Source organism: Bowmanella sp. JS7-9, assembly GCF_004329715.1.
Taxonomy (GTDB): domain Bacteria; phylum Pseudomonadota; class Gammaproteobacteria; order Enterobacterales; family Alteromonadaceae; genus Pseudobowmanella; species Pseudobowmanella zhangzhouensis.
Map to the genome: position 1 here is coordinate 1 of NZ_JXSY01000005.1, position 24066 is coordinate 24066.

20 protein-coding genes are annotated in these 24066 nt (G+C 49.9%); 11 read left to right on the top strand and 9 right to left on the bottom strand.

All coding sequences use genetic code 11. From position 1 onward, the window contains the following. Positions 1-210: 210 nt before the first annotated feature. From TK45_RS02575 to TK45_RS02595, 5 genes are all read left to right on the top strand, one after another. Entirely contained in the window at positions 211-696 is a 486-nt protein-coding gene (locus TK45_RS02575) for a hypothetical protein (protein WP_131257069.1), read from the top strand. A gap of 162 nt (positions 697-858) precedes the next feature. Next, entirely contained in the window at positions 859-2568 is a 1710-nt protein-coding gene (locus TK45_RS02580) for a proline--tRNA ligase (protein ID WP_131257070.1), read from the top strand. Then, the gene (gene cmoA, locus TK45_RS02585) at positions 2568-3317 is read left to right on the top strand and encodes a carboxy-S-adenosyl-L-methionine synthase CmoA (protein WP_131257071.1); all 750 of its coding nucleotides are present in this window, start codon (positions 2568-2570) and stop codon (positions 3315-3317) included. Before TK45_RS02580 ends, cmoA begins: the two co-directional genes overlap by 1 nt. After that, the gene (gene cmoB, locus TK45_RS02590; protein ID WP_131257072.1) at positions 3314-4300 is read left to right on the top strand and encodes a tRNA 5-methoxyuridine(34)/uridine 5-oxyacetic acid(34) synthase CmoB; all 987 of its coding nucleotides are present in this window, start codon (positions 3314-3316) and stop codon (positions 4298-4300) included. Before cmoA ends, cmoB begins: the two co-directional genes overlap by 4 nt. 2 nt (positions 4301-4302) lie before the next feature. After that, positions 4303-4551 carry a hypothetical protein gene (locus TK45_RS02595; protein WP_131257073.1) on the top strand — a complete coding sequence of 83 codons (249 nt, stop codon included), beginning with the start codon at positions 4303-4305 and terminating at the stop codon, positions 4549-4551. Between the two features lie 50 nt (positions 4552-4601). Here TK45_RS02595 and TK45_RS02600 read toward each other — a convergent pair whose 3' ends face one another. Further along, the gene (locus TK45_RS02600; protein ID WP_131257074.1) at positions 4602-6797 is read right to left on the bottom strand and encodes a tandem-95 repeat protein; all 2196 of its coding nucleotides are present in this window, start codon (positions 6795-6797) and stop codon (positions 4602-4604) included. 153 nt (positions 6798-6950) lie between these two features. Between TK45_RS02600 and TK45_RS02605 the strand changes: the two genes are divergently transcribed. The 3 genes from TK45_RS02605 to TK45_RS02615 are packed head-to-tail and all read left to right on the top strand — an operon-like array spanning position 6951 to position 9397. Beyond that, positions 6951-7568, top strand: a complete 618-nt coding sequence (locus TK45_RS02605) for a putative glycoside hydrolase (protein ID WP_131257075.1) — start codon at positions 6951-6953, stop codon at positions 7566-7568. 6 nt (positions 7569-7574) lie between these two features. Beyond that, positions 7575-8942, top strand: a complete 1368-nt coding sequence (locus TK45_RS02610) for an MATE family efflux transporter (protein WP_131257076.1) — start codon at positions 7575-7577, stop codon at positions 8940-8942. Then, positions 8939-9397: an MOSC domain-containing protein gene (locus TK45_RS02615; protein ID WP_217350801.1), complete on the top strand. Its 459-nt coding sequence runs from the start codon at positions 8939-8941 to the stop codon at positions 9395-9397. Before TK45_RS02610 ends, TK45_RS02615 begins: the two co-directional genes overlap by 4 nt. Here TK45_RS02615 and TK45_RS02620 read toward each other — a convergent pair. The 3 genes from TK45_RS02620 to TK45_RS02630 are packed head-to-tail and all read right to left on the bottom strand — an operon-like array spanning position 9364 to position 13447. After that, positions 9364-10026 (bottom strand): rhomboid family intramembrane serine protease, encoded by a 663-nt coding sequence (locus TK45_RS02620; RefSeq protein WP_131257077.1) that lies wholly within the window; start codon positions 10024-10026, stop codon positions 9364-9366. The two genes, TK45_RS02615 and TK45_RS02620, sit on opposite strands and share 34 nt — an antisense overlap. A 47-nt stretch (positions 10027-10073) precedes the next feature. Continuing rightward, entirely contained in the window at positions 10074-11078 is a 1005-nt protein-coding gene (add, locus tag TK45_RS02625; protein ID WP_131257078.1) for an adenosine deaminase, read from the bottom strand. A gap of 17 nt (positions 11079-11095) precedes the next feature. Then, a complete protein-coding gene (locus tag TK45_RS02630) occupies positions 11096-13447 on the bottom strand; it encodes a reprolysin-like metallopeptidase (RefSeq protein ID WP_131257079.1) in 2352 nt (783 codons plus the stop codon). 188 nt (positions 13448-13635) lie between these two features. On the opposite strand from TK45_RS02630, the gene TK45_RS02635 reads away from it, so the two are divergent. The 3 genes from TK45_RS02635 to TK45_RS02645 all read left to right on the top strand — a co-directional run bounded on the left by TK45_RS02635 (position 13636) and on the right by TK45_RS02645 (position 16598). Further along, positions 13636-14487, top strand: coding sequence for an MBL fold metallo-hydrolase (locus TK45_RS02635; protein WP_131257080.1), 852 nt, complete (start codon positions 13636-13638; stop codon positions 14485-14487). 22 nt (positions 14488-14509) lie between these two features. Next, on the top strand, positions 14510-15637 hold the full coding sequence (locus TK45_RS02640; RefSeq protein WP_371414248.1) for a patatin-like phospholipase family protein: 1128 nt from the start codon (positions 14510-14512) through the stop codon (positions 15635-15637). A 76-nt stretch (positions 15638-15713) separates the two neighbouring features. Continuing rightward, complete coding sequence (locus tag TK45_RS02645; RefSeq protein WP_131257081.1) at positions 15714-16598, top strand: GGDEF domain-containing protein; 885 nt, start codon at positions 15714-15716, stop codon at positions 16596-16598. Positions 16599-16617: 19 nt separating this feature from the next. Here the strand turns inward: TK45_RS02645 and tilS are convergent, their stop codons facing one another. Genes tilS through lpxB form a run of 5 tightly spaced genes read right to left on the bottom strand, consistent with a single transcriptional unit; the run spans position 16618 to position 24065 of the window. Next, on the bottom strand, positions 16618-17910 hold the full coding sequence (tilS, locus tag TK45_RS02650) for a tRNA lysidine(34) synthetase TilS (protein WP_131257082.1): 1293 nt from the start codon (positions 17908-17910) through the stop codon (positions 16618-16620). Continuing rightward, positions 17897-18853 carry an acetyl-CoA carboxylase carboxyl transferase subunit alpha gene (accA, locus tag TK45_RS02655; protein ID WP_131257083.1) on the bottom strand — a complete coding sequence of 319 codons (957 nt, stop codon included), beginning with the start codon at positions 18851-18853 and terminating at the stop codon, positions 17897-17899. Before accA ends, tilS begins: the two co-directional genes overlap by 14 nt. Positions 18854-18893: 40 nt before the next feature. After that, positions 18894-22361: a DNA polymerase III subunit alpha gene (dnaE, locus tag TK45_RS02660; RefSeq protein WP_131257084.1), complete on the bottom strand. Its 3468-nt coding sequence runs from the start codon at positions 22359-22361 to the stop codon at positions 18894-18896. Continuing rightward, entirely contained in the window at positions 22354-22929 is a 576-nt protein-coding gene (gene rnhB, locus TK45_RS02665) for a ribonuclease HII (RefSeq protein WP_254426531.1), read from the bottom strand. Before rnhB ends, dnaE begins: the two co-directional genes overlap by 8 nt. Further along, complete coding sequence (gene lpxB / locus TK45_RS02670; RefSeq protein ID WP_371414249.1) at positions 22923-24065, bottom strand: lipid-A-disaccharide synthase; 1143 nt, start codon at positions 24063-24065, stop codon at positions 22923-22925. Before lpxB ends, rnhB begins: the two co-directional genes overlap by 7 nt. Position 24066 lies beyond the last annotated feature (1 nt).

Consider the following 24066-nt stretch of genomic DNA (forward strand, 5'->3'; position numbering starts at 1 on the left):
CCTGCGGGTGCTTTTTTTCGTCCAATTTTATTGACGTTTGATCTTCGCCAACTTTTAAACATAATCAAAACATTCATTATACTTACGCCTTTCCTTCTTGGGCGCTAGCCAAAGAAGCAAACCTCCGATTGTTTTACACATCTTGTTGTTCACAGCCGTTCTGTTAGATGCGCTCTTCGGGAAATAACCACTGAAAAAGGAAGCGTTATCATGAAATCAAAATTTTTATTTGTTATTGCAAGTAGCTGTGCGTTAGCCCAGCCGCTGGGTGCCAATGCCGGTGTAGAAAATCAGGTACATGTAGGAGGACCGGATGTGTGCGAAGCACTCGGTGACAATCCGGGATGCGACAAAAGCTTTTCGTTAACTGCACTGACAATGTCCAATGGAAAAACAATGGGTCAATTTCAGGATGGCTTTGGTGGTGATTCAGGTGGCCACCACACGCAGATAGATTGCCTGAGTGTCAATGGCAATAATGCCTGGGTAAGCGGCATCGTGAAGCACGGTATGTATGGTGATCAGGATGCCACGGGCTGGCGGATTGCCACGCGAGTCGCCGACAACGGCCACAACCAGGAAGCACCTTTCGACCAGATTAGCTTTTCCTGGGTGGTCGGCGAAGACTTCGATTGCCACTCACAACCGGATTGGCAACTGATGGACATGCCGCGTGGTCAGGTGTCTGTGCGTTAAGCATCAACTCCACTTTACTAAGCACCTTCGGGTGCTTTTTTTTCGTCTGAACACAGACCATCTGGGGCTTTGGGGATAATTCCCGGCAAAAACCTTTGTGTGCCTGCGCTGCGCTGGTAGAATGTGCGTCGTTTTTTAACCTTAACCGCGAACACGATAAACATGCGAAGTAGCCAATACCTGTTATCTACCCTGAAAGAAACCCCAGCCGATGCAGAAGTAATCAGCCATCAACTGATGATGCGCGCCGGGATGATCCGCAAACTGGCATCAGGTTTGTATACCTGGCTACCGAGCGGATTAAGGGTGTTAAACAAGGTTGCGCAAATCGTTCGCGAAGAAATGGACAAGGCTGGTGCTATCGAAGTATTGATGCCTGTTGTTCAACCAGGTGATTTGTGGGAAGAGTCCGGGCGCTGGGACGAATACGGCCCTGAATTATTGCGCATTAAAGATCGCCACCAACGTGATTTTGTACTTGGCCCAACCCACGAAGAAGTGATCACCGATCTGGTTAAACGCGAGATCAGCAGCTACAAGCAACTGCCGATTAACCTGTATCAGGTACAAACCAAATTCCGTGATGAAGTGCGCCCACGCTTCGGTGTGATGCGCGGTCGCGAATTCACCATGAAAGACGCCTATTCCTTCCATATGGATCAGGCCTGTCTAGAAAATACCTATCAGAAAATGTACGACGCCTACAGCGCGATATTCAGCCGCATGGGTCTGGATTTCCGTGCGGTTATCGCCGATACCGGTTCTATTGGTGGTAGTGCTTCCCATGAGTTCCATGTGTTAGCTGACTCAGGTGAAGATGATATCGCGTTTTCCAATGGTTCAGACTACGCAGCGAACGTTGAAATGGCCGAGGCCATCGCCCCCGCGCCTAGTGAAGCGGCAGGCGGAAAAGCGCAGAAAGTGGCAACGCCCAACACGACCAGTATTGATGCGGTTAGCACCCTATTGAATGTGGACGCAAGCCATGTCGTCAAAACCTTGCTGGTTCAGGGTGAAGCGGATGAAAATGGTGCTCCGACGCTGGTTGCCCTGTGTCTACGTGGTGATCATCAATTAAACGACATCAAAGCAGAAAAACTCTCTGGCGTATTCGCCCCTTTGACCATGGCTACAGATGAGCAAATCGCCACACTCAGCAATACCGTAGCAGGCTATGCAGGTCCGGTTGGTTTGAACATAAACATCATCGTTGACCGTGCTGCCGCGGCACTGAGTGACTTTATCTGTGGCGCCAACGAAGCAGGGTTCCACCTGACGGATGCCAACTGGGCTGATGTCGCCAAGTTTGAGATTGCCGATATTCGCAATGTCGTTGCCGGTGATCCTTCTCCGTGTGGCAAAGGCACACTGGAGATCAAACGTGGTATTGAAGTCGGTCACATCTTCCAGTTAGGTAAAAAATATTCTGAAGCCATGAAGTGCGGCGTGCTGAGCGAAAGCGGTAAGCATGAAATCCTGACCATGGGCTGTTACGGCATTGGTGTGTCGCGTATTGTTGCGGCGGCCATCGAACAGAACCATGATCAGCACGGCATTATCTGGCCGGATGCTATCGCGCCGTTTAAAGTGGCACTCATTCCGATGAACATGCACAAATCTCATCGCGTAATGGAAGCGGCAGAGAAAATCTACGCTGACCTGACCGCACGTGGTATTGAAGTGTTGTTTGATGACAGAAAAGAGCGCCCGGGCGTGATGTTTGCCGATATGGAACTGATTGGCGTACCGCATACCATTGTGATTGGTGAACGCAATTTGGATAACCAGCAGGTGGAATACAAACACCGTCGTAGCGGTGACAAGCAAATGCTGGATGTGGACGCAGTCGCCGATTTTATTGCAGGCCTGTAATGTTCCCATCCGGTAAAGACGCTATCTACAGTCAGGCCCGGGAAGTGGGTGACTTTCGCTTTGACGCGTCAGTTGCTGAAGTCTTCCCGGACATGATTCAGCGTTCGGTGCCCGGCTACAGCACCATCGTCGATGCCATTGGGCAACTGGCCGGGCGCTATGCTCAGCCAGGTTCAACATTGTACGATCTGGGCTGTTCATTAGGCGCCTGTACACTGGCGATGCGCCGCTACATCGAAGCCAATACTTGTAGTATCGTCGCCGTGGATAATTCCCCGGCCATGATTGAGCGTTGCCAATTGCACCTTAATGCGTTTAAAGGTGACACCCCGGTCAATCTGCAACTGGCAGACATTCAGGATGTTGCCATCGACAACGCCTCTGTGGTGGTAATGAACTTTACCCTGCAATTTATTCCACAAACTGAACGAGACGCGATCATCCAGCGCATTTATGCCGGTTTACGCCCCGGCGGTATATTGATTTTGTCTGAAAAGATTCGTCATGACAGTGACGCAGGGAATGAACTCCTGATTGATCTGCACCACGAATTCAAGCGGCGCAATGGTTATAGCGAACTGGAAATCAGCCAAAAGCGCACTGCGCTGGAAAACGTAATGAAAACCGATAGCCTTGCCATCCATGAAGCACGCTTACGTGATGCGGGATTCAGCGACGTGGTGAAATGGTTTCAGTGTTTTAATTTTTGTTCTCTGGTGGCCATCAAGGCGCCATCCCCTGCCCTATGAACTCAAATATTTCTTTAGCAGAGCAGTGGTTTCGCAGCTTCTATCAAACGATTGCGAACACTGATCTCTCCCCTTGGTTGCAAGTCCTGCCGGCACAGTTGGCTGATTGGCAAAAAAATCAGCACGGTGATTTTGCCAAATGGCAACGCCTGCTGGCGAAATTTCCCTCCACAGAGCCCAGTGTGGTTGAACTAGCCGAGGCTGTTCGCTTCGGTAACGCTACCGATATCAGCGACTATCAACAAAAGCAGATTGAAGGTTTGTTGCGCCAGTTTATGCCGTGGCGTAAAGGGCCGTTTTTTGTGCACGATATTCATGTGGATACGGAATGGCGCTCAGATTGGAAATGGGATCGGGTGAGTCCGCATATCGACTCACTAGCTGGTAAAAAAGTGCTGGATGTGGGCTGTGGCAGTGGCTATCACATGTGGCGCATGCTGGCACAACAACCTGAATTAGTGGTGGGTGTCGACCCCACTGCACTGTTTTTGATTCAGTTTCAGGCGATTAAAAAGTTTAACCCAGACCCTCGCATTCATTTTCTGCCGGTTGGCGGCGAAGATATTCCCACGTTAAAAGCATTTGATACCACCTTCTGCATGGGCGTGTTATACCACCGTCGCTCGCCAGTGGACTTCTTGCACCAATTGCGCAGTCACCTCAAACCTGGCGGCCAATTGGTTCTGGAAACCTTGGTAGTTGAAGGCGATGCCACTACGGTGCTAATGCCCGGCGAGCGCTATGCACAAATGCGCAATGTGTGGTTTATCCCCAGTACTGCGGCGCTTACCGTCTGGTTGGAACGCTGTGGTTTCAAAAATATTCGGGTGGCAGATATCGATCAAACCTCCACCGACGAGCAGCGCAGCACGGATTGGATGACAGGTCAGTCACTGGCCGATTTCCTTGACCCGACTAACCCTAACCTGACGGTTGAAGGGTACCCGGCCCCGTTACGTGCCACTTTAATTGCGGAGGCCTGATTGTGTTAACCGCAGCATTTGTTGTGTTCGTTCTGAGCATGCTCATTGTACTTTTCGCGGCGGGCATGGCAGCGCGACAAACGGGTGGCCACATTCGCTTTATCGATTTTGTGCAATTGGGCGAGACACTGGCGAAATTGGAACAGCACGTCAGCCCCGCACAATTACGCCGTATTAATCTGATCATCTCAGTGGGGGTGCTTGGGATCACCAGCAGTTGGCTACTGGTGATTTTGGATATCGCGCTATAAAAGACGATAAAAATTAAAAAGGCGACCATTGGTCGCCTTTTTTGTTGTGCTTAAGGAGTCGCCGGGGATATTAAAGTACGTAGGACAAACCCTGTGTTAGCATTGCCTCCCACTGCGAATATTTGATTATCATTGACTAAAATGCTCGGTGTGCCCCACTCGAATGTAGGAGAAGCAGGACTAACTGCAGAGTTCACTTCCGTCCATTGCCACTGACCACTGTAATCTACTTTGATAACGGCATATTTATTAATGCTGCCATTACTAAATGTGATGGGGTAATAGCTATTTCCCACACCATCAACGAGTAAATCTCTGGCAAACAGCGCGGCATCTACGGCTACCGTGACGTCATTTTGCCACACCAGATCACCATCGGATTTCGCACGAATGCTTAGCAAACTGGCACTATCGGCAACGCCATCACTGTTGCTCAGAGCCTGCATATATACCGTATCATTCGCATCAACACCGACAGAACCAATATAACCGCCTAATACCTTATTCCAGGCAATGCTGGCATCCGGGTTAAACATCACCAGTTCGCTATTGGCATCGAATTTAAACCCAATAATTTTGCCATCTGATAATACGGCAGAATCATTAGGAAACTTCGAAAACAACCGCTGAACCTGATAATCGCTTGTCGAGCTGTCGGCGGTGACACTGACTAATCCAGTATTTTCGCCCGTGCTGCACACCAGAGGATCATCGGTACACGCCCAGATATTCACCGACATAACCCATTCGCCATCCACCAGGCGAGCATCCTGAACAACATATTTATGTACGTTATCAGCCAGGGCGGATTGTGGGCTTAATGGCGTGGATAACTCGCCGTCTACACTGACAAAGTGCAGCTGATTGTCGTTGGCGAGCAACGCAAAGCCCTGGCCGGAGACGTATTTGACGGATGCGTATTTATTGGAGCGGCTTAAACTAAATGGTAACTGAGGCTCCGCACTTGCCAGCGTTTGCAGGTCGGTATCAAATCGACTGATACGGGCATACAAATTACCACTGCGTGGCACCACTTCAACTAATTGCAACTGACCATTTTCGAAGCCCAATTCCATATCCAGTGATTTTTCATCTGTCTCGACTGGCAAATAGACGGCATCAATATAGTTTCCATTCAAATCCAGCTTCACGATAAATCGCGCCAAACCGGTTACAAAAGCATCGCCACTGACAAACTCTTCATCAGTAAAGCCGGCAATAAACAGATTAGAATCGGTACTGATAATTTTACGCCCATTGGCAAACGTATTCGCACTTAGCTGCAACGAACCGCTGGCACTTTGTGTCTGGGGGACGGTAACATCCAACACAAAATTGGCAACGGTTGACGCGTTTTGCGAATCGGTTACGGTGATGGACAAATCCTGCTCGCCCCACACGCCGATAGGAACAGTAAGTGTAGCTTCAGCACTTGCGCTATTGCTGTAACTCAATACAACCCCGTCGGCACTGCTGGAGCCTTGATAAGACAGCGTATCGCCATCCACGTCCTGCGCTTGAGTAGTCAAATTGTAGGTAGCATCCGCAACTGCGGATTGATCCGGGACAGTTAACTCTGGTGCATCATTGACCGGCGTGATGGAAATCGATACGGCAGCTTGGGGACTGGTCAACTCACCGTCGGACACCGTGAATAAGAACGACTCCTGACCGCTTGAAAAATAATCGTCATTTACATTGGCATTCGGCGTATAGGTATACGACGCCCCAGATAGAACCACAGTACCCGCTGCAGGTTGGCGAGTGATGGTGTAGGTCAGTGCGGAACCCTCAACATCTGTGCCGGTTAATTGACCGGAAATGGCTTCATCTTCGTTGGTGGTAATCGACGTGCCATTGGCAATTGGCGCATCATTAACCGGATTTACTGTAATGCTGACCGTTGCCGTGGTTGAAAACACGCCATTTTCTACTGAAATAAAACCAAAACTATCGCTGCCATTAAAATTAGTGTCGGGTAGATATTGTAATTGCGCGCCGCTCAACGCTATTTGTCCATGTGAGGGCGTAGACACAATATTAAACGATAACGTACCACCATTGCTGGCAGTGCCCTGAAGGGTCATTGCAAGCAGGTTGTCCTCATCGACACTTACCGAGGCACCTGTTGCAACCGGACGACTGGGCGGCGTTGAACCACCACCACTACTCCCACCTCCGCCACCACATGCGCTCAAGGTCAGTACAAACGCGACCGTAACAAAATTCCCTGGCAAACGATTCATAAGATTCCTCGTAGATAATACTGTTTAGCCTTCATGCTCAGCACTATACCTAAATTGTCAGAAATGTCCCCTGATTCACACTTTTCATCTACTAGTTTGTACTCAACAACTCGTTCTATAATGCTGGCCTAATTTTCGTGTAACCTGACTAAAATGAAAAAAATAAATGCCCTGCTTATGCTGATAACGATTGCGTTTACTGCTCACTCTGACACCAGTTCCCCTAATCGCAACTTTTTCTACTTTGTTGATGGTAAAACCACCCAAGCCTGGAATCTGACTTTAGGTGATAAACAAAAATGGAATGTGCGGATTAAGGAATCGGAAGGAAAATCATTGGGCGGTCAAATCAGTTTAAAGCGCAGTGATTTTAAAAGCGATGGGGATGCTGTTCATCTCAATTGGGCAGCTCGCGATGGGATCGGTCAATTTGCCATCACAGGCAAACCAATCGACTTGAGCGGTGTTGCGGATAAAGTTGCGCTCACATTTGACATCAATGTAGTCACCAGTCCTCGCGAAAAAGTAAAGTTATTGATGTTTTGCGATTACCCCTGTCGAGCGGAATTTGACTTAACACCCATTCTGCGAAAAGTCGATTCAAACACCTGGACCAGCATCCCTATTCCACTGTCTTGCATGCAGGCGCGTGGACTGGATGTATCGAAAATCACCAGCCCGTTTGGTTTATCAACCGAAGGTAAGTTGGAAGTCAAAGTTGCGAATATTCGTATGACCCGTCTGGCAGATGATGCTCAGTCGTGCGACTAAGCTAATATGTTGATAAAAAAAGAAATTCCCGCGCTGATTAAGTTGGCGTGGCCATTGTTAGTTGCCCAGGTCACACAAATGTTGATGGGGGTGTCTGATACCTTGATGGCAGGCAGAGTGTCCGCCACGGATATGGCCGCAGTAGCGATTGCCAGTAGCCTGATCTTTCCTATCTTATTTTTTACTCAGGGCATTATTCTCGCGCTGCCGCCGATTGTGTCCCGCCTGCAAGGCGGTGGGCAGGCAACGGATATTCCACGCGCCCTGTTCAGCTGCCTATGGGTTGCCTTGGGCTTATCATTGCTGATTAGTATGCTGGGCTGGATATTTCCCTGGCTTCAACAGCAATTACCGATGGAGGCGCAACTCAAACATCTGGTGTTTGAATATCTCGGATATATGTTGTGGGGTGTACCGGGTTTTGTGTTTTATCAGGTATTCAGGAATCTGGCAGAAGGGTTATCCCAGACCCGTCCTAGCATGGCAATCATGGTAATTGGTCTGTTGGTGAACATCCCGGCAAACTATGTCTTTATTTATGGAAAACTCGGCATGCCGGCGCTAGGTGGTGCAGGGTGTGGACTGGCGACAGCATTAGTGTTCAGTGTGATGGCCGTGGCAAGTTGGGCTTACAGTTACTTCGCCAAGGCGATGCAACCCTTTAAGTTATACCAGCACTGGATTGCACCCGATCTGAAAGGCATGTGGGAAATCATTCACTTAGGTGTGCCCATCGCCATGGCTATCCTGTTTGAGGTGAGTCTGTTTGCAGTCGTCGCTCTGCTGCTGTCTCCTTATGGAGCGGATATCGTCGCGTCTCATCAGGTTGCGCTCAACTTCTCTTCACTAATGTTTATGATCCCGCTGAGTTTGGGCATGGCCACCACCATCCGAATTGGCTTTCATTTGGGCAGTAAAAATGCCGACTCAGCCAATGCCGCAGTAAAAAGTGCCTGGGTGGTGGGTTCTATGACCGCTTTTTGTACCGCCTGCCTGTCGGTAATACTACGCACCCCGATTGCCTCTTTGTATACATCGGATCAGGCGGTCATCCAGATGGCGGCGGATTTGATGTTATTGGCGGCGATATTTCAGTTTTCTGATGCGGTCCAAGTGATCTCCGGCTGTGCATTACGCGGTTATAAAGATACTGCGGCGATGTTTTATCTTACCTGTATCTCATACTGGGGAATCGGACTAACAACGGGATGTATTCTCGGACTGACCGACTGGCTGGTGCCAGCCATGGCCGCGAAAGGATTTTGGATTGGCTTTATTGTTGGTCTGACCAGCGCCGCCATTTTACTTACCCTGCGCTTATTGTACATTCAGCGCACAACACCATTACCCGAAGTCGGTGAAATAACCCTATGATGAAATTGCTGGATATCGCAGTCAGACCCGCTAAAGGTGAGCCGATGCAACGGGTAGAGTCAGCACAACTTACTCAGCTCAATGGCATAACGGGTGACCATCGCAGTAAGTCAGGGCGCCGGCAAATCTCGTTACTGAGTTTGTTCAGCTGGCAATGTGCCTGTAATGAGCTGGGGCAATCATTGCCCTGGACCATACGGCGCGCCAATCTGTTATTGGATATCGCCCCGTTTACCTCAGCCGATGTAGGCCGCATTCTGTGTATTGGGCCAGCTCGAATCGAAATCTGTGTTGAAACCGAACCGTGTCGAAAAATGGATGAGCAGGTACCCGGACTACGCGCCGCGTTAACGCCGGAATGGCGTGGCGGCGTATGCGGTAATATTGTTCAGGATGGCATTATTCATATTGGCGACACCGTTCACTGGTTAGACGCATCATCCGAAGAAGATTGACGCCACTGCTCCCCTATTATGGGATCCTCTAATTCCGGCGACTCTTCCCAAGTGAAGCGTTTAATCACAGGTTTAGGATCTGCGCGGGAAAATAATAACGCGGCCAGGGCACCAAACAACGCCCCGAAAAAATGATACTCAAAGGAAATATGCTCTTCACGCGGAAAGATGCTCATCATCATGCCGCCATACAGAACCACGCCCATCATCATTAACGCAACGGAACGTTTATCGCGCCGCAGAATGCTGGCCACCAGCAAAAAGAAAAACAAGCCATGGGTAAGTCCGCTTGCGCCAATATGTACCGCATGGCGGGCAAATAACCACACACCTAACCCAGAGCCCAGCCAAATCAATAAGCTCGCCTTTTTCCAGCTGTGCGGATAACCATAGATAAATAGACTGCCGAGGAACAACAGCGCGAGCGTATTACTAAAAATATGCCCGAGTGAACCATGAATAAGCGGGGCAAAGGCGATACCCCACAATCCCTGTACCTGCATGGGCGATATGCCCAATTCATTTAGTGGCAAATGGAAAAACAATTCGCTGAGCTTAATCCACCATAAAATGCAGGTGAACAACACGCTGATTAGGACTGCCTGAAATAAGGGTTTTGCGATCTTCATTGTCCACATATGCGGCCTGGATGAAAAATCGCAATATGCTCATTCGGTTATTTTTGCTGCGTTTTAGCCTTAATCAATGCTTGCTTTTGTGCTGTGCTCATAAACGCGGCATTGACGCCGTTAAGCTGTATTTGGCGCAATGTCTCTGTCGACAGGCCAATAACCTTTTGGGCCACCTCATATTCATGCGCCAGCGTAATGCCTGATACAGCAGGATCATCAGAATTAAGTGTTACGCACATATCATGCTGCAGAAATACTTTCATCGGGTGATTGGCAGTATCCGTTACCGTTGCCGTTTGATAGTTAGATGTAGGGCAAGATTCAACCGCGATGTTATGTTTGGCCATATAGTTCATTAACGTTGGATCCTGTGCAGCTGCGACGCCATGGCCAATGCGCTCAGCGCCAAGTAAATTAATCGCATTCCAGATGCTTTGTGGCCCGTCGCCTTCTCCGGCATGGACCGAGATTTGCCATCCGGCATCACGACCTTTGCGGAAATGTTCGATAAATAACGGCGCGGGAAATCCTAATTCATCACCAGCAAGATCAAGCGCACAAATATGTTGTTTGAAAGCCAGTAAACCGTTGAGTTCTTTATCACACGCTTCTGCACCATTAGTGCGGCTGAGAATCCCAATAAGATTGAACGGGATACTGGTTTCCTGGCTGCCTGCTTTAACCCCGTCAATCACGGCCTCAACCACCCCAGCCACCGGCAAGTTAAACGCCATGGCCATGTAATAAGGGGAAAAACGCAATTCAACGTAATCCAGCCCCTGTGCTTTTGCATCCAGCATATTTTCATAGGCTACGCGGCGACAGGCATCCAGATCGGCCAAGACTGAAACGCCATAATCCAGTTTGGCGAGAAACGTCAGTAGATCACTGGTTTTATCCTGCACCTGCACCAACGGCACTAACGCATCAAACTGAGTTACAGGCAAAGGAATATGGTGTTGCTGGGCAAGTTCCCAGATTGTCATTGGGTGGATGTTGCCATCCAGATGACGGTGTAAATCCACTAGAGGGGTGCGTGGGTCAATCATAGTGCTCCTTGACCTTTTTACTTCGCTTTAGCAGCGCAGTGTGGTTTTACAGTGGCATTATACCGCTTTGCGTAGTCGAGCATAGCGCTACGGTTATTTTTTTCGCCAATCCGCAGAGTATCACCGCTAATCGGTAACGTCCGGGTACCGCAAGTTTGTAAAAGCAAACTGGCGTCCTGCACGTCAATGCCCGGAAGTCCCCCTTCACGACGGGCTATTTTCCACAATCTTAGGTCCCCCCGCGCGATCGCAATCAAGGCTGCCTGCTCAGGCGATTGCCACAACACATCATAGGGATTTTCCGCATCGCCAAGCTCGACGCCCGACGCCGTTGGCGAAGCTATTTGATGGTTCTTTGTACCTGTGTCTGCAACCGAACTCTGACACCCGGTTAGTGCCAAAACGCCGAACAAAGCCGTCATTGAAGGATAACGGCGCAGGAATACCGCCAGCACAGACAGCAAACCGAGTAGCCCGAGTGCCCCGCCCCCACCTCCGGAAGATGGCGTCACAGTAGCCGTAGCGGCTTCTATCGCAAAGGGCTGTGCCGATACTGAATAAAAAATATTATCCGCACATTTGAGCATCAATCTGGCGCTGCTGGTAACACGATTAGGCGTTGCGGTTAATTGATGCTCACCATCATTTGGCGTCGCACTAGCCAGTATGCTTGGAAAACTCACCCCATTGTCAGTAGACAATAAAATATCGACAAATCCGCAGCTGACCGGGGCTAATTGGGTACCACCAGTCTGCCAGCGGATGCTGGCACTCTTACCTACCTGCCATTTACTGGCTGCGGCCGGCGATGTGATCTCAATGGGACTGGCAGTCGTTACTGTGCGCACGACCACTGGCTCGGCAGACATCCCCCCCTGGCCATCGCGCACCACAAAGCGGAAGTTCATATTTCTGGCAGTCGTCGGGTAAACTTCCCCCCTCGATAAACTGCCAGAAATCACAGAACTCAGCGCCGGAAAATACCGTGTGGCTTCAGCACTGGCAGGAAGACTCCGGAATAAAGGGTTGCTGCCGTTATCCGAATTCATTTGTGTCAGTGTGGTGGTGGCTGCGCCCGTATCATACTGCTCCCATTGATAACTCAACGTGTCACCGTCAGCATCGGTCGCCGTGCCTGTCAGCACAAACGGACTATTGGCAGGGATCACATAATCCGCCATGGATTCTATTTCTGGCACCTGGTTGCCGTTGACGATCGTCTCACCGCACTGCCCAGCCTGACGGCTGTCCAGTGCTGCGTAATACTGCAAAATAGAGCCGTAATGAAAATAATCATCCACGCTATTTTGAATATTCTGGGCATCGCAAATGCCGGCATAGCTCATAATGGTACTGCCACTGCCCGGCTCCCATGCTGTATTACCACTGCGTTGCCCTGAACTACAGTTACTATCCCCCGTTTCTTGTGCATTAAACGTATGCTCTGCACCGAACTGATGGCCAATTTCATGGGCCAAATAATCAATATAGAACTGCTCTCCGCGCGGGTTATCACTACCCGTCCCAGCCAATGCTTTATAGGTATCGTTGCAAACCAGTCCGACATAGGCCAGCCCACCACCAAAGGTACCGAGCAAATGTGCTATGTCGTATGAGGATACCGGGACTCCTGCATTTGCCAATGCGGTGTCAATGATGTCGATATCACTGTCGATTGAATTTTCAAACGGATCGGTCGCTGCATCAGTGAAAATGCCTTTTTCTGCATCCGCTATCAGTTCAAATTCAGCGCTCATTTCACGGCGAAACAGAGGGTTAAGTCGGTTCAGAATCGTCGCAAATTCAGCCAGCACGGCATCCGTGCTGCCAAACTTGGCAAAATATTCACCAGTGGTAGCAAATGCGATGCGATAACGGCGGATACCATCATTTGGTCTGGCATTGGCTTTTGCCGCTGGTTTAACACTCTGCTCAACAATGCGTGGCGTTAGCTCCTGATAGTGCTCTGCTCTGGTCTTCGCGCTCAGCTGATAGCGGTCAGTGTCGGGCGTCATCCATACAATGCCGTTGTCAGTACGATATTGGGCTCTGAGTCGTTGGTGACTGAGTTCCAGGCTCCCCACCACGCGATCATTCGCATCTAGTAATTCGTAAGTTTGAATATGTGGATAACGAGCTGCCAAATCGGGAGCAAATACTTGGGATTCCCTGACCTTAAACGTCAGCATCGCTTGCTGTAAGTCAGGCAAAGCTACCTGCCCCTCCCGCAACTGTTGGGACATTTGCGCGCTATCCAACGTGTAGTGATGGGATTGGGTATTTTTAGCTGCTAATGCTTGCCAGGGTGAGGTCGCAGCTAGGCTTAGCTGACTAGCAAACAATAAAGTGATACCAAGCAAACAACGCATAACTTTCCTTTCAGTCTGAAACTACTACAGTGGACATCCTAGAACAGAAATGTCAGGCAAGCACCTTTAATCACAGCAAAGGTATCGAAGACAATAACCCAAACTAAACTTAGACAGTCGCAATGGACGTTAATTTGACTCATAATGAATTGTCTTAACGGAAATTTTGTAAAAAACAGAGAACTTTCATGGAGTTAACTTTCTTTGGTGTGCGAGGTTCGACACCAACCCCAGGGGCTGAGTTTGTCCGCTATGGCGGCAACACCGCGTGCGTGTACGTACGGTTGGATGACGGTACACATATCGCCCTGGATTCGGGTACCGGCATCGTTGGCCTTGGCAAACAGCTCATCAAAGAAAGCGGTGATATCCATATTCTGTTATCGCACAACCATTGGGATCATATTCAGGGTTTTCCTTTTTTTGCGCCGATTTATCAAAAGGATCGCAAAATTCATATAACCCCGGGCATGACTAAGCTGGCAGAACATGACGCCATCCTGAAGCAAATGTCAGGCAGTCTATTTCCCGTTTCTTACGATACCCTGACCTCGCTGATTAGTATTACACCGCGGCCAGAACAGGAAATGCAATGGCAGCTAAACAGCGCGGTGATTTCGCGCCTGGCGATGAATCACCCGGGCAGTGGCAGCTCCTACTGCATTCAGGCTGACGGCGTAAAAATTGCCTACATTACCGACAACGAGTTATATCCTCCGTACCGCAAAGAAACCGACTTTTTACAATTTGTCGAATTTGCCATGGACGCCGACATGATTATCCATGACGCCCAATATCTGTTCTCGGATTTACCCGCGAAATCTGGTTGGGGACATTCTATTGCTGAGGAAGCGGTGAAACTGGCATTAGCCTGTCGCGCTAAACGATTGGCCCTTTATAGCCATGATCCGATCCGCACCGATGACAGTCTGGATAAGTTGCAGGCACGCTGCCGTGAAATTGTACAGATTGCAGATGACAGTCTGGAGGTATTTGCTGCCGCGGAAGGTATGACGTTTAGCCTGTCAAACAAGTCTTAATCATCAGAGGTCATTAACGGCAGTGAATAACCCACGTAACGATACCGCACTGATGTTAAGTGGTGGTGGCGCCCGAGCGGCCTATCAGGTTGGGGTACTCAAAGCGATTACGCAATTTCTGCCACGCAATCACAATATTCCCTTTCCGATTATTTGCGGAACCTCTGCCGGCGCCATAAACGCGACCGCGATGGCCTGTTATGCATCCTGTTATCACTTAGGCGTTCGTAAACTGGAGCATGTGTGGAAACATATGCTACCCGAGCATATTTTCGAAACCCGCTTCGGATCGGTGCTACGTCATCTGATCAAAAACTATTTGAAAATATTTCGCAGTGACGACATAGAACACTTCCCCAGTAGTATTTTAAACAACGAACCTTTGCGGCGGTTGCTACATAAAACGCTGGATTTCCCACGACTAGAACGCAATCTGGCGCAAGGCCACCTGCGTGCGGTGTGTGTCAATGCGTCCAGTTATGCAAACCATGACTCACTAACGTTTTTTCAAAGCGGTGAAGATATCGAGCCCTGGCAACGGGTCAAACGACGTGGTTTGGCCTGTCGGCTGAACGTAGAACATCTGATGGCCTCGGCAGCCATCCCGATGCTGTTTCCCAGTATCAAACTGGGCAATGAGTATTTTGGTGACGGGTCAATTCACCAACTATCACCGCTCAGTGCGCCAATTCATTTAGGGGCCAATAAGGTCATGGTGATCGGTATGGAACAACCTATTTTGCCACTCATCAGCCACCCTAAGGCCCCCAGCCTGTCTGCCGTGGCGGGCCATTTGCTCGACACTGTGTTTGAAGATACCCTCAGCGCGGATCTGGAAAGACTGGAACGAATTAATCACCTTATTACCCTGATGGATGCCAAAAAGCGCTCTCAAAGCCATTTGCGACCTATTCAGACCTTGGTACTTAATCCAACCATCGACCTGAATCATCTGGCCAGCGAGAATTACCATCTATTGCCCGCCGGACTGCGCAGCATGCTCAACATATTGGGGATCCGCGCCGATGCGGAATCGAGCCTGCCCAGTTACCTGCTCTTCGACCACAGATACTGTAGCGCGCTGATCCAGTATGGCTTCAACGACACCATGCAGCGGGAAGACGAGATTCGCCAGTTTCTCGAGCTTTAATCCTCACAATAACTGGCACATGAATTGCTCATAACCTGTTAGCGAAATCTAGCGTCAAGAAACTAACAGGTGTCTCGTGGAACAACTCAGTGTGTTATTTCAGGCTGATTACGACAGTGGTTTTGATACCCGCCGTCATATCGGTCAGTCCGGAAAACTGGATTATTTACAAAAATTTAATCTTACCACCGCCCTTATTGAGCAACTTGCACTGCCACCGCAATTGGATGTGTTGCTCAATCGTGCGCGTCACTTGATTGACTTATGTGGTGTCGAGCTGATTTGTCCACTTGGCCGTTTTAGTGCAGGTCTTTGTGCCGGTAATCTGACAGTACAAAGCTACGAGTTGAAAAATGGTAGCCGCGTACGCTACCTGAGTCAGGGCGTCCTGACCGGACGAGATATTGATCTGCTGGACGATATTCAACACTGCGCTGAACGACCGCTGCAATTGGCGATCCAGCATCTGGAAGTTAAACGCATGAGCTTTGTGGATTATCTCACCGGGCTGGGCAATCGCAGCCACTATGAGGACAGTATCGGTCGTCTGGTGAATCGTTCTCTTCGTGAACATCAGGGTTTTGGCCTGCTGATGCTGGATTTAGACCACTTCAAGCTGGCCAATGATCAGTATGGTCACCTGCTTGGCGATCAAATCCTGATTGCCGTCGCCAATGTGATTAAAGACAGTATTCGCGAGTCAGACTATGCGTTTCGCTTTGGTGGCGATGAGTTTTGCTGTTTGCTGGTAGGTGGCGATGACCAGTTGAATCAACGGATTGCCCTGCGCATTATTCACGCCATCAGCCAACACCCGTTATTGGCCAAACACAATATTTCCGTCAGCGTCGGCAGTGCAGTGTTTGCGGAAGAGGATAATGCCAGCAGTGTATTTGTCCGCGCGGATAACGCGTTATATGCGGCAAAACGCAGCGGCCGTAACTGTCTGAAAACCGCCTGATATAATCTCAGGCGGCAATTTATTGCCTGCTAATATCCGCTTTAAATTGCCAATCCAGTGCTTGTTGTGACAAGCGCCATTTTTCACCGGCAATCGCTAAGGCAATAACAGATTCCCCGGCTCGAACCACCACCGTCTGTTGACGCAACCAGGGCGCAATTTGCCACTGCTTAAACCACTGGTTCAACGGCTTTGACTGCAACTCTCCAACAGGCGTAAAACGCAAGCTAAACGGTGCGTTTCCTATCTCTAGCGGCTGCTGATTGCACCGTATATTAGTCAGCAACACCGGCACCGCATCCCAACTAACAGCATGCTCTCCCTGCCATTTTATCGTCTGATTAATCTGCCACAGGTCTGACGAAAGCAAACAAAACAGCCGCTGATTAAAACGACGAATGACCCTACCATCCAGCTTAATCTCTGGCATGCCGTCTTGCCGGCTGACGAGCTGATTTTGTAAATTCAGTAACCACGCCGCACTGGGATTGAGACCAAATTGCGCCAGCCAACTGCGCAACAATGCGCTTTGCCAACGCTCAGGCTGAGCATGTAAGCCATTGATGCTAAGCGTTTTATCCTGACTCTGCAGGCCGACTAACTTTTCCTGTAACACCTCATCCAGCAAGGCTTGATGCTGCGCGCATAACTGTGCGGAACGAGCGGCATTGTCGGCCATTTGTGGCCAACGCTCGGCCAGGCGCGGAATAATCTCATGGCGCAGAAAATTGCGGTCGAATCGCACATCCTGATTCGACTCATCTTCAACCCAGCGCAAGTCATGTGCATAGGCGTAGTGCTCAATTTGTGCGCGGGACAGCGCCAGATAAGGCCGTAAATAGGTCACACCATTGTCTTCCCGTCGCACCGGCATCGCCGCCAGGCCGGCAGGCCCTGCACCACGCTTTAACTGCAATAGGATAGTTTCCAGCTGATCATCTAGATGTTGGGCCAGTAACACACAGGCTCCTTGTGCGTGTTTTACGAAAACACCATAGCGAGCTTCACGGGCCACGGCTTCGAGGCTGGTTCGGGTTTGTTTGAGCAGATTTACCCGCTCCACCAACAAGCGAATATCTAACTCACCACAAAGTTGTTCTACGAACCGTTGCCAACTATCGGCATTGGCACTTAAACCATGGTGCACATGAATTGCGGAATATTGATGTTGGGGAAAAGAAGCGCGCAAAGCGCACAGACTATGCAGTAATACGACAGAATCGATGCCGCCACTTAAGGCAACATAAAAATGAGTCGCGGGCTGCTCCAGTACAGGAAGCAGCGCCGCATTAACCGGATCAGCAGTACCCAAATGACATTAAACGTTTGTAACGCTCTTCCAGCAATTGATCTGGCGTGAGCTTTTTAAGCTGCGCCAATTGTTGCTTGATGGTCGCACGCAGGTTGGCGGCTGTGGCATCGTGGTCACGATGGGCACCACCCAATGGCTCATCAATGATGGTATTGATGAGATCCAGCTCTTTAATTTGCTGCGCGCTCACACCCATAGCTTCTGCCGCCAAAGGGGCTTTTTCTGCGCTTTTCCACAGAATAGACGCACAACCCTCTGGAGAAATGACTGAGTAGGTACTGTATTGCAGCATATTCACGCGATCACCTACGCCAATCGCCAACGCGCCACCGGAACCACCTTCACCAATCACAGTACAGATAATTGGCACAGACAGGCGCGCCATCACTTTAAGGTTCATCGCGATGGCTTCACTTTGCCCACGTTCTTCTGCCCCCACGCCCGGATACGCCCCAGGTGTATCGATAAAGGTGATTATGGGTAAACCGAAGCGTTCTGCCATTTCCATCAGGCGCAACGCTTTACGATACCCCTCAGGCTTTGGCATACCAAAGTTACGTTTGATTTTTTCCTGTGTATCACGGCCCTTCTGATGGCCAATGACCATCACCGGCTGTCCGTCGAACTCAGCCAAACCACCCACAATCGCTTTGTCATCGGCAAAGGCACGATCACCCGCCAATTCCTGAAAATCATCAAAGATTCGCGCCACATAATCCAGCGTATACGGACGCAGCGGGTGGCGAGCCAGGCGGGCAATCTGCCAGGCGTCCAACTCCGCGAATATTTTCTTGGTCCGTTCTGCGCTCTTTTCACGCAGCTTGGTGATTTCCTCTTCGAGAGAAATATCAAAATCACCGTTTTCGCTGACTAACTTTAGTTCGTCAATTTTCGCTTCAAGTTCAGCGATCGGTTGCTCAAAATCCAGGAAGTTTAAATTCATCCCAATACCTAACCATGTCCTCGGTTCACCCCTGACTCCGTCAGAAGCAAAGCTCTACTTGCTTGTCATTCAGCAATTGTTTTAGTTCATACAGCAATTGGTCGTCAGGTTTTACAAACCATTCGGCGCCGAACTGCATAACGGCAGAGGCATCCGGGTGAATATATTCCACCACCACAGGACAACTTCCACCACGATATTCTGTCAGTAATGCCTGAAGTTTAGCGACTTGTGCTGGCACGCACCAGTCTGCGTGCAAACACAAACGTAACTGTTTTGCATACTTTTCCCGCGCCGCCACAATGTCCATGACGTCGCGGGCGTTGATTGTATTGGTGCCGTTGAATCTATCAAAGCCGACCTGTCCACTTATCACCAAAATAGCGTCTGTTTTCAGACGATCTTCCACCACTTCGAACAATTCGGCACTGATTTTGGCTTCCATACGCGCACTTTTATCGTCCAGTGTCACGATTGCCCAACGTTGGCCCTTTTTGTTTACCAGTTGGCGAACATCCAATACCAGCCCCACCACATTGATGGTCTGGTCACGGCCCAGACGAATATCCAGTAATTCATTCAGGCGATACGGGCTATACAGTTTAATTTCCGTCAGATATTGATTAATCGGGTGACCGGTTAAATACAATCCCAGCGTTTCTTTTTCGCCATCCAGCCAGGTCTTCTCCGGCCATTCGGGTACATTGGCAAAGTGCTGTTCAACGTGCTCTTCTTCACTGGCTAGCAGACCAAACATATCTGCTTGGCCACTGGCTGAGGCTTTGCGATGCTGATCAGCTGCGGCCATGGCCTCAGGTAACGTCGCCATCAACGCGGCGCGATGAGGCCCCAGCGCATCTAACGCACCGGCCAGGATCAGTTTTTCCATTACCCGACGGTTAATCTTTTTCAGATCCACCTTGGCGCAAAAATCAAACAGATCCTTAAAGCTGCCATTTTCTTTGCGCGCCTCAATAATCGCTTCTACCGGGCCTTCACCGACCCCTTTAATCGCACCAATGCCATAAATAATGTGACCACGCTGGTCGACGGTGAATTTGTATTGGCCACTGTTTACATTGGGCGGCTCGATAGTCAGCCCCATGCGCTGACACTCATCCACCAGCGTGACGATTTTATCGGTGGCATCCATATCCGCGGACATTACCGCCGCCATAAATTCTGCAGGAAAGTGAGTTTTCAGCCACAGAGTTTGGTAAGACACCAGGGCATAAGCTGCAGAGTGGGATTTGTTAAATCCGTATCCGGCGAATTTCTCCACCAGATCGAAGATTTTCATCGCCAGTTCTGGGTCGATGCCGTTGTTTTTAGCGCCATCTTCAAAGGTTGAACGCTGCTTTTCCATCTCCTCTGGCTTTTTCTTACCCATTGCGCGACGCAGCAGGTCGGCGCCACCGAGGGAATAGCCGGCCATTTCCTGGGCAATCTGCATAACCTGTTCCTGATACAGGATAATGCCGTAAGTAGGCTCAAGAATTTCTTTTAAGCACTCATGCTGATATTTGGCATCCGGGTAGGCCACTTCTTCGCGGCCGTGTTTACGATCAATAAAGTTGTCTACCATGCCCGAGTCCAGTGGGCCCGGACGAAACAGTGCCACTAAGGCGATAATGTCTTCGAAACAGTCTGGCTGGAGCTTTTTAATCAGCTCTTTCATCCCTCTGGATTCAAGCTGGAATACCGCGGTAGTATTTGCCGCCTGCAGGTTTTTAAATGAACGGGCATCTTCCAGTGGGATCGCGCTGATATCGATATCTTTACCGCGATTCGCTCTAATCATATCCAGTGCCCACTGGATAATCGTCAGGGTACGTAAACCGAGAAAGTCGAATTTCACCAACCCTGCGGTTTCTACATCGTTTTTATCGAATTGGGTAACCGGGTTACGGCCTTCCTCATCGCAATATAATGCTGCAAAATCAGTTATTTGCGTGGGAGCAATTACTACGCCCCCAGCGTGCTTACCCGCGTTACGGGTCACACCTTCAAGGCGACGAGCCATATCAATCAGGTCTTTGACCTCATCGTCCTGTTCATACAGCTCAGGTAAACGCGGCTCGGCATCAAACGCCTTGGCCAGCGTCATCCCCGGGTCAGACGGAATCAACTTTGATATGCGGTCGACGAAACCGAATGGATGACCCAGTACCCTACCTACATCGCGCACTACAGCTTTTGCCGCCATGGTACCGAAGGTAATAATCTGCGATACCGCATTGCGGCCATACAATTCCGCCACGTGGTCGATTACCTCATCACGGCGATCCATACAGAAATCTACGTCGAAGTCCGGCATGGATACCCGCTCAGGGTTAAGGAATCGTTCGAATAGCAGGTCAAACTCGAGAGGATCCAAATCGGTGATCTTCAGTGCATAGGCAACCAGTGAACCGGCACCTGAACCTCGCCCGGGCCCTACCGGTATCCCGTTATCCTTACTCCACTGAATAAACTCCATTACGATCAGGAAGTAACCCGGGAACCCCATCTGATTGATAACACCCAACTCGATATCCAGGCGTTCCTGATATTCCGCCCGACGTTGTTCACGTACCTCAGGCTCTGGAAACAGGAACTCAAGACGCTCCTCCAGACCTTCCTGGGACTTTTTCACCAGAAAATCAGCTTCAGATAACCCTTCGGTTGGGAAACTAGGCAGGAAATACTCGAACAGCTGAATGGTCACATTGCAGCGTTTGGCGATCTCTACGGTGTTTTGCAGCGCCTCTGGAATATCGGCAAACAATTCTGCCATTTCTTCGGCGCTTTTCAGGTACTGCTGCTCGGAATAGCGTTTGGGACGGCGTTTATCATCCAGGGTAAAGCCATCATGGATAGCGACACGAATTTCGTGAGCTTCAAAATCGTCTGGTTTGAGAAAAACCACTTCATTGGTCGCAACCACCGGTAAGTCACGCTCGCAGGCCCAAGCCACGGTTTGATGCAGGTTATCTTCTTCACCGGTGCGGCCGGTGCGCATCAGCTCTAAATAATAACGGCCCGGAAAATGTTTCTGATAGAAATTACTGATCAGCAGTGCCAGCTCTTTGTTGCCTTTCGCCAGCGCCTGGCCAAGGTCACCATACAAGCCACCCGATAGGATAATCACGTCTTCGGCGAATTCTTTCAGCCAGTTACGATCCACCACGGCCCGCTCTTTGACGTGTCCACGTAAATACGCCTTGGAAATCAAATCTGTGATGTTCTTATAACCCTTATTGGTGATAGCGATAGCTGTCAGGCGATATAAGTCTTCGCTTTCATCTCCGCGCAACCATAAATCACAACCAATAACCGGCTTGATCCCCTGCCCCTGACTTTCCAGATAAAACTTAACCAGACCGCAAAAGTTCATTTGGTCGGTCAGCGCCACCGCAGGCATATTCAGGCTTTTTACTGCACCAAGAATGGGTTTGACCTTTGCCAGACCGTCACGCATGGAAAAATCACTGTGCACCCGCAGATGCACGAAATTATGTTCACTCATGGCCAGCCTCCAGCAACACCTGCATCACCGGGCGGAAACTGCGGCGATGTTCGGGTAACGCGCCGTGACGCTGTAACGCCTCCATGTGAGCTTTGGTCGGATAACCTTTGTGGGCGGCAAACCCGTACTGTGGATATTTGGCATCCAGCTGCAACATTTCTTCGTCGCGAGCGACTTTAGCCAGAATCGACGCGGCCGAAATTTCTGCCACTTTGCTATCGCCCTTCACTACCGCTTCAGCTGCATAGTGCCACTTTGGTAGACGGTTACCATCCACTTTAACAAAATCAGGTTGAATACTCAGACCTTCGACCGCTCGCGTCATGGCCAGCATAGTGGCATGCAGGATATTCAGTTGGTCAATTTCATGCACTTCAGCACGGGCAATATGCCAGGCCAACGCATTTTGTTTGATTTGCTCTGCCAGCACCTGACGTTTTTTTTCAGACAGGGCCTTAGAATCAGTTAAGCCGGCGATGGGCCGGCTGGGATCAAGGATTACGGCAGCGGTCACCACTGCACCAATAAGCGGTCCACGACCGACTTCGTCTACACCAGCTATTAACACGGGGCCTCTAATAATTTTTCTATAGCCTGTGCGGCCTGCACATCAGCGTTGCACTTAAGTTGTTGATGAATAGCGGTAAATTCCGCCAATAATGCGGTTTGTGGCTCAGCCAGCAATCCGCTTAATTCTGTTGCTATCCTATCAGGCTCAACCTGTTCCTGTAATAGTTCCTGCACCAGTTTTTTACCGGCTAACAAATTAGGTAATGAGAAATAGTCCGCTTTCACCAGTCGGCGCAAAATCATCGCGGTTAACGGGCTGAATTTATACGCCACCAGCATCGGCTTTTTACACAGCATAGCTTCCAGCGTTGCCGTCCCTGACGCTAACAAAATTGCATCCGCAGCCGTCATCGCCTCGCGCGACTGTCCATCCAAAACCTGCACGTTACTGAGTTTAACCTCAGCCAGTACCGCCTCAATTTGCGCGCGGCGCTTGGCATTGGCTGCAGGAATGAGGATATGCAGATCAGGTTGTTGTTGCTGCATTAAGGCTGCCGCGCGAAAAAAAGGCTCGCTTAACAAGCCCACTTCATTACCACGACTGCCGGGCAGAATCGCCAGCACAGCTGCTTGCGCGGGTAATCCCAAATGAAGTCGTGCCGCAGCAACATCCGGTTGCAACGGTAACTGGTCCGCCAGTGTATGGCCCACGAACTCGCAGGGTACCTGATGCTGTTCGTAAAAGGCTTTTTCGAACGGAAAAATACTCAGTACCAAATTCGTTGCGCGGGCAATTTTGAAAATCCGCTTTTGTCGCCAGGCCCATACAGTCGGGCTGACATACTGCACGGTTTTTATCCCGGCCTGTTTTAAGGTTAATTCCAGGCCCAGATTAAAATCCGGCGCGTCCACACCAATAAACACATCGGGTGGGTTGGCAATAAAATGCTTAGACAGGGATTTGCGAATATGCAGTAAACGGCGCAGGCGCGAGAGCACTTCAAACAGGCCCATTACCGATAGTTCTTCCATGTCGAACAGGCTATCAAAGCCTTGTGCCAACATACGAGGGCCGCCGATACCGGAAAAGGTCGCATTTGGATAGCGCTGTTTTAGTTCGCGCAGCAATCCAGCGGCCAGAATGTCGCCGGATGTTTCACCGACGACGATGGCAATATGTTTAACGTCTTGCACG

Excerpts from the sequence above, each read along its gene's own strand:
- accA (WP_131257083.1), bottom strand. The coding sequence starts at position 18,853 with ATGAATTTAAACTTCCTGGATTTTGAGCAACCGATCGCTGAACTTGAA.
- TK45_RS02600 (WP_131257074.1), bottom strand. The coding sequence starts at position 6,797 with ATGAATCGTTTGCCAGGGAATTTTGTTACGGTCGCGTTTGTACTGACC.
- cmoA (WP_131257071.1), top strand. The coding sequence starts at position 2,568 with ATGTTCCCATCCGGTAAAGACGCTATCTACAGTCAGGCCCGGGAAGTG.
- TK45_RS02605 (WP_131257075.1), top strand. The coding sequence starts at position 6,951 with ATGAAAAAAATAAATGCCCTGCTTATGCTGATAACGATTGCGTTTACT.
- TK45_RS02580 (WP_131257070.1), top strand. The coding sequence starts at position 859 with ATGCGAAGTAGCCAATACCTGTTATCTACCCTGAAAGAAACCCCAGCC.
- cmoB (WP_131257072.1), top strand. The coding sequence starts at position 3,314 with ATGAACTCAAATATTTCTTTAGCAGAGCAGTGGTTTCGCAGCTTCTAT.
- TK45_RS02610 (WP_131257076.1), top strand. The coding sequence starts at position 7,575 with ATGTTGATAAAAAAAGAAATTCCCGCGCTGATTAAGTTGGCGTGGCCA.
- TK45_RS02630 (WP_131257079.1), bottom strand. The coding sequence starts at position 13,447 with ATGCGTTGTTTGCTTGGTATCACTTTATTGTTTGCTAGTCAGCTAAGC.
- TK45_RS02620 (WP_131257077.1), bottom strand. The coding sequence starts at position 10,026 with ATGAAGATCGCAAAACCCTTATTTCAGGCAGTCCTAATCAGCGTGTTG.
- dnaE (WP_131257084.1), bottom strand. The coding sequence starts at position 22,361 with ATGAGTGAACATAATTTCGTGCATCTGCGGGTGCACAGTGATTTTTCC.
- TK45_RS02575 (WP_131257069.1), top strand. The coding sequence starts at position 211 with ATGAAATCAAAATTTTTATTTGTTATTGCAAGTAGCTGTGCGTTAGCC.
- TK45_RS02635 (WP_131257080.1), top strand. The coding sequence starts at position 13,636 with ATGGAGTTAACTTTCTTTGGTGTGCGAGGTTCGACACCAACCCCAGGG.
- add (WP_131257078.1), bottom strand. The coding sequence starts at position 11,078 with ATGATTGACCCACGCACCCCTCTAGTGGATTTACACCGTCATCTGGAT.
- TK45_RS02615 (WP_217350801.1), top strand. The coding sequence starts at position 8,939 with ATGATGAAATTGCTGGATATCGCAGTCAGACCCGCTAAAGGTGAGCCG.